This is a genomic window from Wolbachia endosymbiont of Wiebesia pumilae, from assembly GCF_017869285.1.
Lineage (GTDB): Bacteria > Pseudomonadota > Alphaproteobacteria > Rickettsiales > Anaplasmataceae > Wolbachia > Wolbachia pipientis.
On the sequence record NZ_CP054557.1, the window covers coordinates 417539 to 434035 of the forward strand.

Annotated in this window: 11 protein-coding genes and 1 tRNA gene; 10 read left to right on the top strand and 2 right to left on the bottom strand. The window is 36.0% G+C overall.

Translation table 11 applies throughout. The annotated features are described in order from the left end of the window. The first annotated feature begins 1 nt into the window (after position 1). The 9 genes from tuf to HUB92_RS02210 all read left to right on the top strand — a co-directional run bounded on the left by tuf (position 2) and on the right by HUB92_RS02210 (position 12938). A complete protein-coding gene (tuf, locus tag HUB92_RS02170; RefSeq protein ID WP_010962309.1) occupies positions 2 to 1174 on the top strand; it encodes an elongation factor Tu in 1173 nt (390 codons plus the stop codon). Between the two features lie 13 nt (positions 1175 to 1187). Next, positions 1188 to 1260, top strand: a tRNA-Trp gene (locus HUB92_RS02175). 19 nt (positions 1261 to 1279) lie between these two features. Next, complete coding sequence (gene secE, locus HUB92_RS02180; RefSeq protein ID WP_022626186.1) at positions 1280 to 1480, top strand: preprotein translocase subunit SecE; 201 nt, start codon at positions 1280 to 1282, stop codon at positions 1478 to 1480. Then, complete coding sequence (gene nusG, locus HUB92_RS02185; protein ID WP_070356705.1) at positions 1470 to 2306, top strand: transcription termination/antitermination protein NusG; 837 nt, start codon at positions 1470 to 1472, stop codon at positions 2304 to 2306. The genes secE and nusG overlap by 11 nt, the downstream gene beginning before the upstream one ends. A 2-nt stretch (positions 2307 to 2308) precedes the next feature. Further along, positions 2309 to 2749, top strand: a complete 441-nt coding sequence (locus HUB92_RS02190) for a 50S ribosomal protein L11 (RefSeq protein WP_006279541.1) — start codon at positions 2309 to 2311, stop codon at positions 2747 to 2749. A gap of 4 nt (positions 2750 to 2753) precedes the next feature. Beyond that, complete coding sequence (gene rplA / locus HUB92_RS02195; protein WP_209473153.1) at positions 2754 to 3407, top strand: 50S ribosomal protein L1; 654 nt, start codon at positions 2754 to 2756, stop codon at positions 3405 to 3407. 12 nt (positions 3408 to 3419) lie between these two features. Next, positions 3420 to 3938, top strand: coding sequence for a 50S ribosomal protein L10 (gene rplJ / locus HUB92_RS02200; RefSeq protein WP_209473155.1), 519 nt, complete (start codon positions 3420 to 3422; stop codon positions 3936 to 3938). A gap of 26 nt (positions 3939 to 3964) precedes the next feature. Next, the gene (rplL, locus tag HUB92_RS02205; protein WP_007551887.1) at positions 3965 to 4366 is read left to right on the top strand and encodes a 50S ribosomal protein L7/L12; all 402 of its coding nucleotides are present in this window, start codon (positions 3965 to 3967) and stop codon (positions 4364 to 4366) included. 58 nt (positions 4367 to 4424) lie between these two features. Continuing rightward, on the top strand, positions 4425 to 12938 hold the full coding sequence (locus tag HUB92_RS02210; RefSeq protein ID WP_209473157.1) for a DNA-directed RNA polymerase subunit beta/beta': 8514 nt from the start codon (positions 4425 to 4427) through the stop codon (positions 12936 to 12938). A gap of 6 nt (positions 12939 to 12944) precedes the next feature. Here the strand turns inward: HUB92_RS02210 and dusB are convergent, their stop codons facing one another. Both dusB and HUB92_RS02220 read right to left on the bottom strand, forming a co-directional pair. Next, positions 12945 to 13907 (bottom strand): tRNA dihydrouridine synthase DusB, encoded by a 963-nt coding sequence (gene dusB, locus HUB92_RS02215; protein WP_010962313.1) that lies wholly within the window; start codon positions 13905 to 13907, stop codon positions 12945 to 12947. Between the two features lie 25 nt (positions 13908 to 13932). Continuing rightward, positions 13933 to 15057 (bottom strand): Ulp1 family isopeptidase, encoded by a 1125-nt coding sequence (locus HUB92_RS02220; RefSeq protein ID WP_209473159.1) that lies wholly within the window; start codon positions 15055 to 15057, stop codon positions 13933 to 13935. Positions 15058 to 15200: 143 nt separating this feature from the next. Between HUB92_RS02220 and serS the strand changes: the two genes are divergently transcribed. Beyond that, positions 15201 to 16478 carry a serine--tRNA ligase gene (gene serS / locus HUB92_RS02225; protein WP_209473348.1) on the top strand — a complete coding sequence of 426 codons (1278 nt, stop codon included), beginning with the start codon at positions 15201 to 15203 and terminating at the stop codon, positions 16476 to 16478. Positions 16479 to 16497 lie beyond the last annotated feature (19 nt).

Sequence of the window (16497 nt, forward strand, 5' to 3'; positions counted from 1 at the left end):
TATGACAGCAGTAGTGGAAGCATTTGGAAAGCCGCATGTAAATGTGGGAACAATAGGACATGTGGATCATGGGAAGACGACGTTAACAGCGGCGATAACGAAGCATTATGGAAATTTTGTAGCGTACGATCAGATAGATAAAGCGCCAGAAGAAAGGAAGAGGGGGATAACGATAGCAACAGCGCATGTTGAGTATCAGACGGAAAAAAGGCATTATGCACACGTTGATTGTCCTGGACACGCTGACTATGTAAAGAACATGATAGTAGGTGCAGCACAGATGGATGCGGCGATATTGGTAGTGTCGGGGGTTGATGGGCCAATGCCACAAACGAGAGAGCATATATTGCTGGCGAAGCAGGTAGGTGTTGGATATATCGTGGTGTATATAAATAAAGCTGATGTTGCTGATGCTGATATGATAGATTTAGTAGAAATGGAAGTGAGGGAATTACTGAGTAAATACGGATTTCCAGGGGATGAAGTGCCTGTGGTGGTTGGTTCAGCGCTCAAGGCGCTGGAGGATGACAGCAGCGAATATGGAAAGAAATCAATAGATAAATTGATGGAAAAGTTAGATGAATATGTAGCGGTTCCACCAAGGCCTGTGGATTTACCATTTTTATTGCCAATCGAAGATGTATTTTCGATATCGGGGCGAGGAACAGTGGTAACAGGAAGAATAGAGAAGGGAGAGATAAAGACGGGAGAAGAGATAGAGATAATAGGTCTGAAAGCGACGCAAAAGACGATATGCACAGGTGTTGAGATGTTTAAGAAGTTGCTGGATAAGGGAAGTGCAGGACTCAATGTAGGAATATTGTTAAGAGGAACAAAAAGAGAAGAAGTGGAGAGAGGGCAAGTATTAGCGAAACCGGGGACGATAACACCGCATAGAAAGTTTAAGGCGGAGGTTTATATATTAAAGAAAGAGGAAGGAGGAAGGCATACACCATTTTTTGCGAATTACCAGCCACAGTTTTATTTAAGGACAACGGATGTAACTGGGAGCATAAAATTGCTAGATGGGAAGGAGATGGTAATGCCAGGAGATAATGTGAGTGTAGAAGTAGAATTGCAAGTACCGATAGCAATGGATAAGGGATTGCGTTTTGCGATAAGAGAAGGCGGTAGAACTGTTGGTTCTGGTGTTGTTTCTGAAATTTTGGAGTGAGAGTTTGAGTTATAGGAGTGTAGCTCAATTGGTAGAGCGCTGGTCTCCAAAACCAGAGGTTGTAGGTTCAATTCCTATCGCTCCTGCATTAATGTTGTGGTGGAAATGTTAAAAAGTTTGTGTGGTTTTTTCTGTGATATAAAGCAAGAAATACGAAGAATTGCTTGGGTAAAGAAACAGGAGGTGTTGTCATCTCTATTTGTTGTAATGATTGTTATATTATGCTTTTCGATTTTCTTCTGTTTTGTGGATTTTATGTCTCTTTACGTAATTAAGGCTTTATTTGGAATTATTTATGGAATGTGAATATAAATGGTATATCATTAAAGTTGATTATGGATATGAGCAAAACATACGCGAATTGGTAAGTAATGCTGTTTATTTTAAGGAAGTGTTTATTCCTTATCAAACGGTATGTAATTCAAAGTCTGATATAAAAGAATTATGTGAAGTGTATGTATATATGCATCTGTGTGATGAAAGCAAAAATATTTTGAATCAAACGCCTGGATTCTGCAGTGGCGAATCTGGTGATTTTGAGATGATTTCAGATGATGAGATAAGTTTAAAGTGTAAAGAATTTAATAGATATAAATGGTATATCTTGAGAGTTGCTTCCAATTGTGAAGAGAAAGTGCGCCAACATATATTGGAAAATTCTATGAGATTGGGTGTTAATGATTACTTTAAGGAAGTTTTTATTCCATATGAAGAGCTAAGTGAAGTAGAGTTGAAATCTAAGAAAATTGCTACACGAAGGAAATGCTTTCCTGGTTATGTCTTTTTATACGTGAATTTATGCGATGAAGTATTGAATTTTATCAATAATATACCAAAATCTCTTAAGGTTTATGGATTTTTGAAAAACGGTAATATTCCAAAGGTGATTTTGGATGATGAGATTCACTCAATGTGTAATGCACTTTATAATGCTCAAGAGACAAAGAAGTTAGGTTATGGTTATGAAAAAGGTGAAAAAGTGAAAATTAATGATGGTCTTTTTCAAAATTTTACTGGTAAGGTAAATATGGTAAACGATGAGAAAAAAATTATTAATGTGGAAGTATCGATTTTAGGTAAGCCGACAATAATAGAGCTTGATCTGGCTCAAGTAGAGAAAATAGAGGATTAATTATGAGTGTTATAGTTGCTAAGATTAACTTACTTATGGAAGCTGGGAAAGCAGTTCCAGGACCGAAAATTGCTTCAGTACTTGGTCCACGTGGTATACCTGTTCCTAAGTTTTGTGAAGCTTTTAATAAAGTTACTAGTGCTGCTAACGCTAATTATAAAGTAGGTGATTTAGTAACAGTGCGAATTTCCATAAAGGATGATCGCTCTCATGATTTTACTGTCAGCGGTCCGCCTGTGGCTTATTTACTTAAGCAGGAGGCTAAATTAAGTAAAAGTTCTGGTAATCCTGGTAAAGAATTAGTGGCTAAATTACCTATGTCTGCTATAATTAAAGTAGCAAAGTGCAAGATGGTTGATATGAAAGTGGATAATGAAGATTCAGCAGTGAAAATGGTTGTAGGCACTGCAAAATCTATGGGTATAGAAGTTGTGGAAGGTTAGGTAAATGAATACATATAATGATAATCCTAAGCAGTGTTTGAAGAAGATTGTTGAGTCTGCTTCAGCAAAATTTAATGAATCAGTTGATATTGCAGTCAATTTAGGCGTAGATTCACGTAAATCTGAAGAGCAGGTGCGTGGTACAGTAGTTTTGCCTAAAGGTATCGGGAAGAATATTAAAGTAGCTGTTTTCGCTCAAGATAAACATTTATTAGAAGCTGAAAAAGCTGGTGCTGATATTGCAGGAGGAGAGGATTTAGTTGAAGAAATAAAAAAAGGTAGAAAGTTAGATGTTGATTGGTGCATTACTACTCCTGATTTTATGGCAAAAATCACTCCTATTGCAAAAGTATTGGGTGCTAAAGGGCTGATGCCTAACCCTAAATTTGGTACTGTGACTTCTAACATTGCAGAAGCTATTAAAACCATTAAGTCTGGTCAGGTAAAATTTAGAACAGATAAAAATGGTGTTATTCATGGTAAATTAGGAAATATTAAATTTGATATTGATGACTTGCTAGAAAATTTAAAAGCCTTTCTTAAAGTAATTAAAGATAATAAACCTATTTCTGCGAAAGGAATTTACTTTAGGGGTGTTTTTTTAAATTCAACTATGGGTAAAGCTTATAAGATAGGCAAAGTGGAAGATATAATTTAAGGGAGTGATACCGTGAAGCGTAAAGATAAGGATGAATTTATACAGAGCACAATAAACGTATTTGTAAATAATGATTTCTTGATATTAGTAAATTTTAAATCTATAAATGCTAATGATTCATTAACTCTGAGGAATACTCTGAAGTCTATAGCAGGTGGGGTATTAGTAGTTAAAAACACTCTAGCGCGCTTGGCTTTGGAAAGGACTGGTAAATTCTCTTATTTATCAGGCAAATTTTCCGGTCCTGTTGCTATTATATACTCTAGTGGCATAGTAGAAGCTGCAAAATTAATAGTTGATTTTACTAATGCTAACAAAGAAAAAATGTCTGTGATTTGCGCAGCTCATTTAAATGAATTGTTAACAGTGGAAGATGTTAATAAACTGGCTAAGTTGCCTTCTCTGGATGAATTGCGTGTTAAAATTATGCGTTTAATATCTTATGATATTCCTGCTCGGTTAGCGTTGTCTATTAATTCATCTTCTATGAGGCTTATGAGAGTTTTGGATTATTATAGTTCTAAAAAATAAATTTGTTGTTAAGTAAGGTGGTAATTATGAGTAATGTAACAAGTGATTTGGTTGATAAAATATTATCTTTAAACCTATTAGAGGCTTCTGAACTTGTAAAAGTTTTAGAAGAGAAAATAGGGTTGCCTGCTGGTTCTTTTCTTGGTGGAGCTGTTGGTGCTGGGGCTCCTATTGGTGATAATGCTGCTGCTCCTGCTGCTCAAGAAAAAGCTGAGTATAAAGTTGTGATTAAAGAAATTGATGCGAGTAAAAAAATAGGAGTTATTAAAGCTGTGAGAGAGGTTAATTCTACATTGGGTTTAAAAGAAGCAAAAGAGTTGGTTGAATCTTTACCTAAAGATTTGACTGCTAATGTTCCTAAAGACGAAGCAGAAAAAATCAAGCAAAAACTTATTGAAGCAGGAGCAACTAAAGTGGAGCTTGAATAATATTTAATGTATTAATTTTATATTGATATAGCTCTTTTAATTAGTTTGGGGTATTTTAATGGTTGATTCTTCTTATATGTACGCTTCTGGTGCTTTTGTTCCTAGAGTTTCTTATTCTAGGTCGATTGATTTAAAAGATTCTTTATTGGATTTGGTTAAGGTTCAAAAAGAATCATATGATTCTTTTACTCCTAAGAATAAGGGTAATGAAAGACTTGAAGTTATCTTTCATACAATCTTTCCAATAAATGATCCTTTGCGTAGGGCTACTATTGAGTTTATAAGTTGTAGGGTAGATGATCCTAAGTATGATGAATCTGAGTGTATAAAGCGTGGTGTAACTTTTTCTGCTCAGGTTATTGCTTCTATACGTCTTGTTGTTATGCAGGATGGTATTTCTCTTGATGAATATAAATCGATTAAAGAGAGTGGAGATCATTCTAAACTTGCAACCGTTGTAAAATCTATAGAAGAGCAGAAAGTCCACTTTTGTGGGTTGCCTATGATGACTGATAAGGGCACTTTCATCATTAATGGTGTGGAAAAAGTTATCGTCTCACAAATGCATAGGTCTCCTGGTGTATTTTTTGATAGCGATAAGGGAAAAACTTACAATTCTGGTAAATTGATCTATTCTGCTAGAATTATTCCTTATAGGGGTTCTTGGCTTGATATTGAATTTGATGTTAAAGACCATTTGTATTTTCGTGTTGATAGAAAAAGAAAATTGCCAATTTCAGTTTTATTAAAGGCGTTGGGTCTATCAAATAATGATATACTCGATAGATTTTATGAGAAAATAAAGTATGTAAAACATAAAGATGGTTGGAAAGTGCCTTTTGTTCCTGATAAATTTAAAGGAGTGAGGCTGCCTTTCGACTTAATGGATATTGAAGGTAATGTGCTGCTTAAAGCTAACGTTCGTATTACCTCAAGACTAGCTAAAAAGCTATATGATAATGAATTGAAAGAGTATCTGGTTCCGTTTAATTCTATATGTGGTTTATTCCTCGCAGAAGATTTAATGGATAGTGCTAGCTCTACGAAAATTTTATCTGCTGGTGAATCTATAAAGCTGGAAGACATAAAGAAGCTTGAGTTATTATCTGTAGATGAAATATCAGTGTTGAACATAGATAATTTGTTTGTTGGACCTTATATATTAAATACGCTTTTCTTAGATGAAAACATGTCTTATCAGGATGCACTATATGAAATATATAGAGTTTTGCGTCCTGGTGAAGTTCCTGTTTTAGAGATAGTAGAAGAGTTTTTCCGTAATCTTTTCTTCAGTCCGGAATATTATGATTTGTCTAACATTGGTAGGTTGAAGCTTAACTCTTACCTTGGATTAAATTATGATGAGGATTTAACTGTTTTAACGCATGAAGATATTATTGAAATTGTGAAAAAAATAGTATTGTTACGTGACGGTCAAGGATCTGTAGATGATATTGATCATTTAGGAAACAGAAGAGTAAGATCAGTTGGAGAGTTTATAGAAAATCAATTTAGAACTGGGTTGTTGAAATTGGAACGCGCAATAGTTGATTCTATGTCCACTTCTAGTTTAGATAAAGTTTCTCCATCTGATTTTATTAATCCAAAAGTGTTAACTAATGTCTTAAGAGATTTCTTCAATTCTTCTCAATTATCTCAATTTATGGATCAGACTAATCCGTTATCTGAAATAACACATAAAAGAAGGTTATCCGCGTTAGGTCCTGGCGGTTTAACAAGAGAACGGGCAGGATTTGAGGTGCGTGATGTTCATCCAACTCATTATGGAAGAATTTGCCCTATTGAGACTCCTGAAGGGCAAAATATAGGGTTAATCAACAGCTTAGCTATATACGCGCGTATTAATAAATATGGTTTCATTGAAAGCCCTTATAGAAAAGTAGTCAATAGGGTTGTTACTGATCAAATTGAGTATCTTTCTGCTATAGACGAAGGCTCACATCATATAGCTGACACTAGCGTAAAGCTTGATGAAAATAATTGCTTTGTTGATGACATGCTATACTGTAGATATGCTGGTAGCTTCGTCATGGTAAGTAGCGACCAAGTTAGTTACATTGACGTATCTCCTAAGCAGGTAATATCAGTTGCAGCTTCCTTGATTCCATTTTTAGAAAATGATGATGCTAATAGAGCATTAATGGGCTCAAATATGCAACGTCAGGCCGTACCTTTATTGAAGCCTACCGCTCCTCTGGTTGCTACTGGTATGGAGTCTTTTGTAGCTTCTGGCTCTGGTGCTGTAGTTTTAGCAAAACGCGATGGCATAGTTGATAGTTCTGATAGTAACTCTATAGTTATACGTGCTTTTGATAAAGAAAGGGTTAACTACTTGGACGTAGATATTTATCATCTAAGGAAATTTCAGCGTTCTAACCATAATACTTGTATTAATCAAAGACCGCTAGTGTGCGTAGGTGATTATGTTAAAAAGGGTGATGTAATAGCTGATGGTCCTGCAATTAACAGTGGTGAGTTGGCGCTTGGTAAAAATTTGCTAGTCGCTTTTATGTCTTGGCAAGGTTATAATTTTGAAGACTCTATTATTATTTCTAGTGAAGTTGTTAAAAAAGATCTCTTTACTTCTATTCATATAGAAGAATTTGACTGTGTTGTACATGATACCCCTTTAGGATCAGAAAAAATAACTCGTGCTATACCTGGTGTTAATGAAGAAAATCTATATCACTTGGATGATAGTGGTATAGTGAAAATTGGTACAAGAGTTGGTCCAGGCTATATTCTGGTAGGTAAAGTTACACCTAAACCTTCTCTTTCATTGCCTCCTGAAACGAAGTTATTAATGACAATTTTTGGTGAAAAGTCATTCGATTGTGCGGATTCCTCTTTATATACATCTCCAGATGTTGAAGGGACAGTAATTGATGTACAAGTCTTTACACGCAGGGGGGTTGAAGAAAATGAAAGGGCATTACTCATCAAACAAAAAGAGATAAATGACTTTGAGGAAGAGCGAGATTATATAATCAATGTTACTAGTGAATATTTCTATGATGAACTGAAGAAACTTCTTATTAATTCTGGTTCTCAAGATCGAGAAAAATTTGACTCTATTGAACGTGAGCAATGGTGGGGTATAGGATTAAAAAACCAATCCATTTCTGAGCAAGTTAAGAGCTTAAAAAAAGATTTTGATGAAAAAGTATCACATGCAATAGCACAGTTTAAGCGAAAAGTAGAAAAATTACATGAAGGTTATGACCTGCCTCAAGGTGTGTCGATGTCAGTAAAAGTTTTCATTGCTGTGAAACATAGTCTGCAACCAGGGGATAAAATGGCTGGTAGACATGGAAATAAAGGTGTGATTTCTCGAGTTGTGCCAGTGGAAGATATGCCTTATTTGGAAGATGGTACTCCTGTTGATATTATTCTTAACCCTCTTGGTGTTCCTTCACGAATGAATGTAGGGCAAATACTGGAAACGCATGTAGGTTGGGCTTGTAGAAAATTAGGGGAAAAGGTAAGTAATATTCTCGATGAGATCAATAAGATCAAAAGTGCTTTTTGCAAGGGAATTAGGTCCCTTAACGATGATAATTTTACACAATTTGCAGTAGCATACCTTGATAATAAAAAAATTGAAAATATTGATGATGATGAAATAACGGCTTCTGTTTTAAATACACCTAATAAGAATGCACTAAATGACGAGTTGAATGAGTTAGTAGAGAACTATTTGAACTCTTGTAAAAGTTCATACAGCAATTTACGTAACTTCCTGATTGAGGTTTATAGCTATGGCAGTAACGTATCTATCTGTAATGATATTCGTAATATTAGTGATAATAATCTCATTGAATTTGCACGCAAATTACGTGATGGCGTTCCTGTTGCTGCACCTGTATTTGAGGGTCCAAAAGATGAACAAATAGCAAAATTATTTGAACTTGCTGGTTTAGATAACTCTGGACAAGCTGTATTATATGACGGTTGCAGTGGTGAAAAATTCGACCGCAAGGTTACAGTTGGTTACATGTACATGCTTAAGTTGCACCACTTGGTTGATGGTAAAATTCATGCGCGTTCAGTAGGGCCTTATAGTTTGGTTACTCAACAACCTCTTGGAGGAAAATCTCATTTTGGTGGTCAGCGTTTTGGTGAAATGGAATGTTGGGCATTACAAGCCTATGGTGCTGCTTATACTTTGCAGGAAATGTTAACTGTGAAGTCTGATGATATTAATGGTAGAGTTAAGATTTATGAATCGATAATAAAAGGTGACAGTAATTTTGAATGTGGAATTCCTGAATCCTTTAATGTGATGATAAAAGAACTACGTTCTTTATGTTTAAATGTAGATTTAAAGCAAAATGATGTAGTGATTGAAGATATATCTCACACTAACATTGCACAACCTTTTAATGAGGTTAGCATATCGATTGCTAGCCCTGAAAGTATTAAGCGTATATCTTGTGGTGAGATAGAAGATGTTTCAACTGCAAATTATCGTACGTTCAAAGTTGAGAAAGGTGGATTATTTTGCCCTAAGGTTTTTGGCCCTGTCAATGACGATGAATGTTTATGTGGAAAATACAAAAAAAGAAGACACAGAGGTCGCATATGCGAAAAATGCGGAGTAGAAGTTACATCTTCTAAAGTAAGAAGAGAAAGGATGGGTCATATAGAGCTTGCATCTCCTGTTGCTCATATATGGTTTTTGAAATCGCTTCCTTCAAGAATTGGAGCATTATTGGATATGTCTCTCAGAGATATTGAGAATATTTTATATAGCGATAATTATATCGTAATAGATCCTCTTGTTTCGCCTTTTGAAAAAGGTGAGATTATTAGTGAAAAAGCTTATAATGAAGCTAAAGATAGCTATGGGATCGATAGTTTTGTAGCTATGCAAGGTGTTGAAGCTATAAGAGAGTTGCTAACGCGCCTTGATTTACATGAAATTAGGAAGGATTTAAGACTAGAATTAGAATCTGTTGCTTCTGAGATAAGAAGAAAGAAAATTATAAAGAGATTGCGTATTGTTGAAAACTTCATTAAATCTGGAAATAGGCCTGAGTGGATGATACTTACAACTATACCTATTTTACCACCTGATTTGCGTCCTTTGGTATCGCTTGAGAGTGGTCGTCCTGCAGTTTCTGATCTGAATCATCATTATAGGACTATTATTAATAGAAATAACAGGTTGAGGAAATTGTTGAGCTTAAATCCTCCTGAGATTATGATTCGTAATGAAAAAAGGATGTTACAAGAAGCAGTTGATTCTCTTTTTGATAATAGTCGTCGTAATACTTTGGTAAATAAAGCTGGTGCTGTTGGATATAAAAAGTCCATTAGTGATATGTTAAAAGGAAAACAGGGTCGTTTTCGCCAGAACCTCTTAGGAAAAAGGGTAGACTACTCTGGACGTTCTGTAATAGTTGTTGGTCCAACTTTGAAACTAAATCAGTGTGGATTACCAAAAAGAATGGCTCTTGAACTATTCAAACCTTTTGTTTACTCAAAGCTTAAGATGTATGGTATGGCTCCAACTATTAAGTTTGCTAGTAAGTTGATAAGAGCAGAAAAACCAGAAGTTTGGGATATGCTTGAAGAGGTAATAAAAGAGCATCCTGTTTTGTTGAATAGAGCGCCTACGCTACATAGACTTGGTATTCAGGCTTTTGAGCCAATCCTTATTGAAGGCAAAGCAATACAGCTTCATCCGCTTGTCTGTACGGCGTTTAATGCTGATTTTGATGGTGATCAAATGGCAGTGCATGTGCCAATTTCATTGGAAGCTCAGCTTGAAGCTAGGGTGTTGATGATGTCCACTAATAACGTTTTAAGTCCTTCTAATGGCAGACCGATTATAGTTCCTAGTAAAGATATAGTACTTGGTATATATTATCTGACTTTACAAGAACCTAAGGAAGATAATTTACCATCTTTTGGTGCTTTTTGTGAAGTTGAGCATTCCTTGAGTGATGGTACTTTACATATTCATTCTAGTATAAAGTATAGGATGGAGTATATTAATAGCAGCGGTGAAACTCACTATAAAACTGTTTGTACAACTCCTGGCCGTTTAATATTATGGCAAATTTTTCCTAAGCATGAGAATCTAGGCTTCGATCTAATAAATCAGATATTAACAGTCAAGGAAATAACTGGTATAGTTGATTTGGTATATCGTAACTGTGGTCAAAGTGCTACAGTGGCATTTTCTGATAAATTAATGGTACTTGGCTTTGAGTATGCCACATTTTCTGGTGTCTCTTTTGGTCGTTGTGATATGGTTATACCTGAAACTAAAGCTACACATGTTGATCACGCGAGGGGTGAAATTAAGAAATTCTCTATGCAATATCAAGATGGGCTAATAACTAGAAGTGAGAGGTATAACAAGGTTATAGATGAATGGTCTAAGTGTACGGATATGATAGCTAATGATATGTTAAAAGCAATATCTATATATGATGGAAATAGTAAGTACAACTCAGTGTATATGATGGTTAACTCTGGTGCAAGGGGTTCTACTTCACAGATGAAACAGCTAGCAGGAATGCGAGGGCTCATGACCAAACCTTCTGGTGAGATTATAGAAACACCTATAATTTCTAATTTCCGTGAAGGATTGAACGTATTTGAATACTTTAATTCTACTCACGGTGCGCGTAAAGGTTTAGCTGACACTGCACTTAAAACTGCAAACTCTGGATACTTAACTCGTCGTTTAGTTGATGTATCTCAAAATTGCATAGTTACAAAGCATGACTGTAAAACAAAAAATGGTCTTGTTGTGAGAGCTACAGTTGAAGGAAGTACTATAGTTGCATCTCTAGAGAGTGTTGTGCTGGGTAGAACAGCTGCAAATGATATATATAACCCAGTGACAAAAGAATTATTAGTAAAAGCAGGGGAATTAATTGATGAGGATAAAGTAAAGCAAATCAGCATTGCAGGTCTTGATGTTGTAAAAATTAGATCGCCTTTAACTTGTGAAATAAGTCCTGGTGTATGTTCTTTATGTTATGGAAGAGACCTTGCAACTGGTAAAATTGTTTCAATAGGTGAAGCAGTTGGTGTTATAGCTGCTCAATCTGTTGGAGAGCCAGGTACTCAGTTAACGATGCGTACTTTTCATATAGGTGGAGTAATGACTAGAGGCGTTGAATCCTCGAATATTATAGCTTCTATTAATGCTAAAATAAAGTTAAACAATAGTAATATAATTATAGATAGAAACGGAAATAAAATTGTGATAAGCCGTTCCTGTGAAGTCGTGTTGATTGATAGCCTTGGTAGTGAGAAGTTGAAGCACAGTGTACCTTACGGCGCTAAGCTTTGTGTAGATGAGAGTGGGTCAGTAAAAATTGGCGATAAAGTTGCGGAATGGGATCCTTATACATTGCCTATTATCACGGAGAAGACTGGTACAGTGTCTTATCAGGAATTAAAAGATGGAATTTCGATCACTGAAGTGATGGATGAATCTACAGGAATATCAAGCAAAGTAGTAAAAGACTGGAAATTGCATTCTGGTGGAGCTAATTTACGTCCTCGTATTGTGCTGCTTGACGATAATGGTAAAGTAATGACACTCGCAAGTGGCGTTGAAGCATGTTATTTTATACCAATCGGTGCAGTGCTCAATGTACAAGATGGCCAGAAGGTTCATGCAGGTGATGTTATTACAAGAACACCAAGAGAGTCAGTTAAAACTCGTGATATTACTGGTGGTTTACCGAGGGTTATAGAGTTATTTGAAGCACGTCGTCCTAAAGAGCATGCTATTGTTAGTGAGATAGATGGCTATGTAGCGTTTTCTGAAAAAGACCGTAGAGGAAAACGCAGTATATTAATTAAACCTGTAGATGAACAAATTTCTCCAGTTGAATATTTGGTATCAAGAAGTAAGCATGTAATAGTCAATGAAGGTGATTTTGTACGTAAAGGTGATCTATTGATGGATGGTGACCCTGATCTCCATGATATTTTACGTGTGCTTGGGTTAGAAGCTTTAGCGCACTATATGATTTCTGAAATACAGCAAGTTTATAGATTGCAGGGTGTTCGTATAGACAATAAGCATTTAGAGGTGATCTTAAAACAAATGCTACAAAAAGTGGAAATTACTGATCCTGGTGATACTATGTACTTGGTTGGCGAAAGCATTGACAAGCTGGAAGTTGATAGGAAAAATGATGCTATGAGTAACTCTGGCAAACGGCCTACTCATTATCTTCCTATTCTGCAGGGGATTACTAGGGCAAGTCTTGAAACTAGCTCCTTTATTTCTGCTGCCTCTTTCCAAGAGACAACAAAAGTACTTACAGAAGCAGCATTCTGCGGGAAGAGTGATCCTTTAAGTGGATTAAAAGAAAATGTTATAGTAGGAAGATTAATTCCTGCTGGTACAGGTTTGATTATGAATAAGATCAGAGCACTTTCACTTTGTGATAATGTGGATAAATATGAAAAATATTTTGATATTGAAACTTATGACGAGGAATGGTTGATGGATAATGGTTGTCATTTACACTCTGGTGAGGAAGAGAGCGTAGTGGCATACGATCAGTCGAATTGAGTACAGCTAGTGTGTCTCTTGACCAAAAAAGCCAATAATATTTTCTTTCACTTCTGTGCTATCTGTCATGTTATTTACTCTCACACGAAATTCAGATGAGCCTTGAAGCCCGCTACTGTACCAACCTATGTGTTTGCGGGCCATCTTTATTCCTGTGTCATTTCCATAGTACTCAAGAATATTGTCGTAATGCTCGAGTATGATGCTTAATCTCTCTGAAGCTGTTGGCTCAGAAGTTTCACTTCCACTGAGAAAGTTCATTGCTTGATTAATCAGCCAAGGTTTACCGTAGGCACCACGACCTATCATCACTCCGTCTGCTCCAGATTCTTTGAGAGCATTCTGAATATCATTTAAATTTTTAATATCGCCATTTACTATAACTGGAATTTTCACTTGCTCTTTAACATTTCTAACGAATTTCCAATCTGCTTGACCATTATAAAGCTGCGCTCTTGTTCTTCCATGCACAGTGATCATTTTTGCTCCTAAGTCTTCGGCAATTTTCGCAAGTCTCGGGGCATTGCGATTTTCATCGTTCCATCCAGTGCGCATTTTCACCGTAACTGGCATATTCACTGCTTTGACCACAGCTTCAATTATCTCAGCGGCTTTTTTCTCATCACGCATTAGCGCTGATCCTGCATAACCGTTTACAACTTTTTTAACAGGGCAACCAAAGTTTATGTCTATAATTTTTGCTCCCATGTCCTCGTTTAATTTTGCAGCCTCCGCCATAACATCTGGCTCACACCCAGCAAGCTGCACAGCAGTTAATGCATCGACTTTTGCTTTTTGCAAACTCTGGCGAGTTTGCATAATCATAGCTCTGCTTGCGATCATCTCTGAAACTAACAAACTTGCACCAAGTTTCTTCACAATACTTCTAAACGGATAATCAGTCACTCCAGACATTGGAGCTAAAATAACTGGAGAATCAATTGTCAAATTTCCTATTTGGAGGGGCATAAGGTCAATGGTAATTTTTCATTGATTACATAATGCAATACAAACTTGCATTCTCCCTTGAAATAGAAGACTGAGATGTTTTCGTCCTTGGCGGACGCTTACGATTTCTTAGATCTTCCTTACATTTCTCATCTTCCATAAGCGCTCTTGTAAATTCTTCTCTTTTCTCATTCAAATCAAATTTATATTCTGATAACTTTTTGTCAATTTCGTCAAATGATTTGTCTTCGTTAAGCATTTGTGTAATTTTATGAGCATTTTCTAACGCAAATATTCCACAGTTATACCCGTCACTTTGCTGCTTAGTTGGGGAAATTCTTATGTCTAATACCCATTCCTCTTTTTGCAGTTCTCTTTTAACAATATTTAGCACATTATCTGGCAATTGATTACCAAATGAGTCACAGTAATAAGCTCTAAATTTTTTATCACCTGCATCAGGTTTAATAACCAAAGTTACCCAATGATTGTTGTTAATATGAAGAACCGAAGTAAATATCAATTTAGAATTTTGTTTTAATTCACCTCTATAATTCTGAAGAAATTCTTTTGTGAGTTCGTCCCAACCATTAGAATAGCTAGGAGCAAGAAAATAGACATTATTATTACTATGTTCACTTTGTGAGTACCCATACACAACTCTTGCAATATGTGTAATGTCATCATCACATAACCAGTAAGCATAATTTCCTCTGTTTGTCTGATGCACAAGAGTGTCCAAATTTTCATGAAACTCTTTACCACCCAAACCACTATCTTTTGAAGCAATAGAACTTCTGCGACTACTGTTCTCTGAAACAGTTGACCCATCTTCATTATCTGGTCCAGGAAAAATACCACTATCCTCATCTGGAGTTTTTTGCTCACCTTGACTTGCTCTTTTTCCATTAATATAACCCTTCGCTAAGTAAAATAAAGGTTCAACAACCATTTTGTATGCTACTGTAAGAATTGTTCCCATTAAAACCCAAACTACGGGGTTAGAGATGAGTATAGCAAGTGGAAAGGTCAATAGAGGGGATCCTATTACCGCCCCTAAACAGCCAGCAGCGAATGTGGCTGCTAGGCATACACAAGTAGCGTAGATAACGAATTCCTCACCAGCAAAGTAAGTGCTCTCTTTCTGATTATTTTTTGTAATGCCCAACATACTACACCCTATGAACGCTAAGTTAATTAAATTTAAACAAATTCTAACAAAAAAATCAACCATAATAATTTTAGTAGTATGAGAATATATTGAATATTAAGAGCTTTTGGAGTACAGTAACAATGTTAGTAATAGCACAATATATGCACGATATAGAATATATACGCAGAAACCCTGAAGGATTTGAAAAGGCAATGAAAAGCAGGGGAATTAGAGAATCTACTGCGGAAGAGATATTAGAAATCGATCACGAGAAAAGATCATTAACCACTAAACTGCAGGATTTGAATAGGCAGCGCAATGAAATCACAGAGGAAATAAAAAAGCTTAAAATGAGCAAGAGCCCCTGTGAAGAGCAAATAGAGTTGTCAAAAAGCATCACAAATGAGATAGAGGCAATCAGCTTAAAAGAACAAGCAGAAAAGGATAAGTTAGTGAATGTTTTATCTAACTTGCCGAATATTCCTGCGCAAGATGTGCCAATAGGCGCAGATGAGAACTCTAATTTAGAGGTGAGAAGATATGGAGGAAAAAGACAGTTTGATTTTGTACCAGAATCTCATTATGAACTCGGAGAAAAATTAGGTTTAATGGACTTCGAACAAGCGGCGAGAATTTCCGGATCAAGATTTACGATATTAAAAGGACAGTTAGCTAAGCTTGGACGAGCGCTAATAAATTGTATGCTTGAAATGCATGTTAATGAATTTGGCTATACTGAGGTGTACCACCCGGCTTTGGTGAAAAACGAAGCTATGTATAATGTTGGTCAGCTACCGAAATTTTCTGACGATTCGTATTTAACTACCGACGAATTGAGGTTGATTCCCACAAGTGAAGTGTTTTTAACAAATTTAGTTGCTGACAAAATAATGGAAGAAAAAGAACTGCCTATTCGCTTTACTGCATATTCGGAGTGCTTTCGTAAAGAAGCAGGTAGTGCAGGTCGCGATACCAGGGGCATGATAAGGCAACACCAATTTGGTAAAGTGGAGTTGGTAAGCATCACAACTGAAGACCAATCAAATGATGAGCTTGAGCGTATGACGAGTGTTGCTGAAGAGATATTAAAAAAATTAGAATTGCCATACAGAGTAATGCTGCTTTGCAGTGGCGATATGGGTTTTGCTGCACAAAGGACTTATGACATAGAGGTATGGTTACCTGGGCAAAATAAATATAGAGAAATATCAAGCTGCTCAAATTGTGGTGCATTTCAAGCAAGAAGGATGAACGCTAAATACTCTTCAGAAACTGATAAAAAGATGAAAAAATATATTCACACTTTAAACGGCTCAGCTTTAGCTATAGGAAGAACGATTATTGCCATAATGGAGAATTATCAAAATTCTGACGGGTCGATTGCAATACCAAACGTGTTGCAAAAATACATGAGTAATGATACTGTTATAAGCAAATAATAATTTTGACATATAGAAA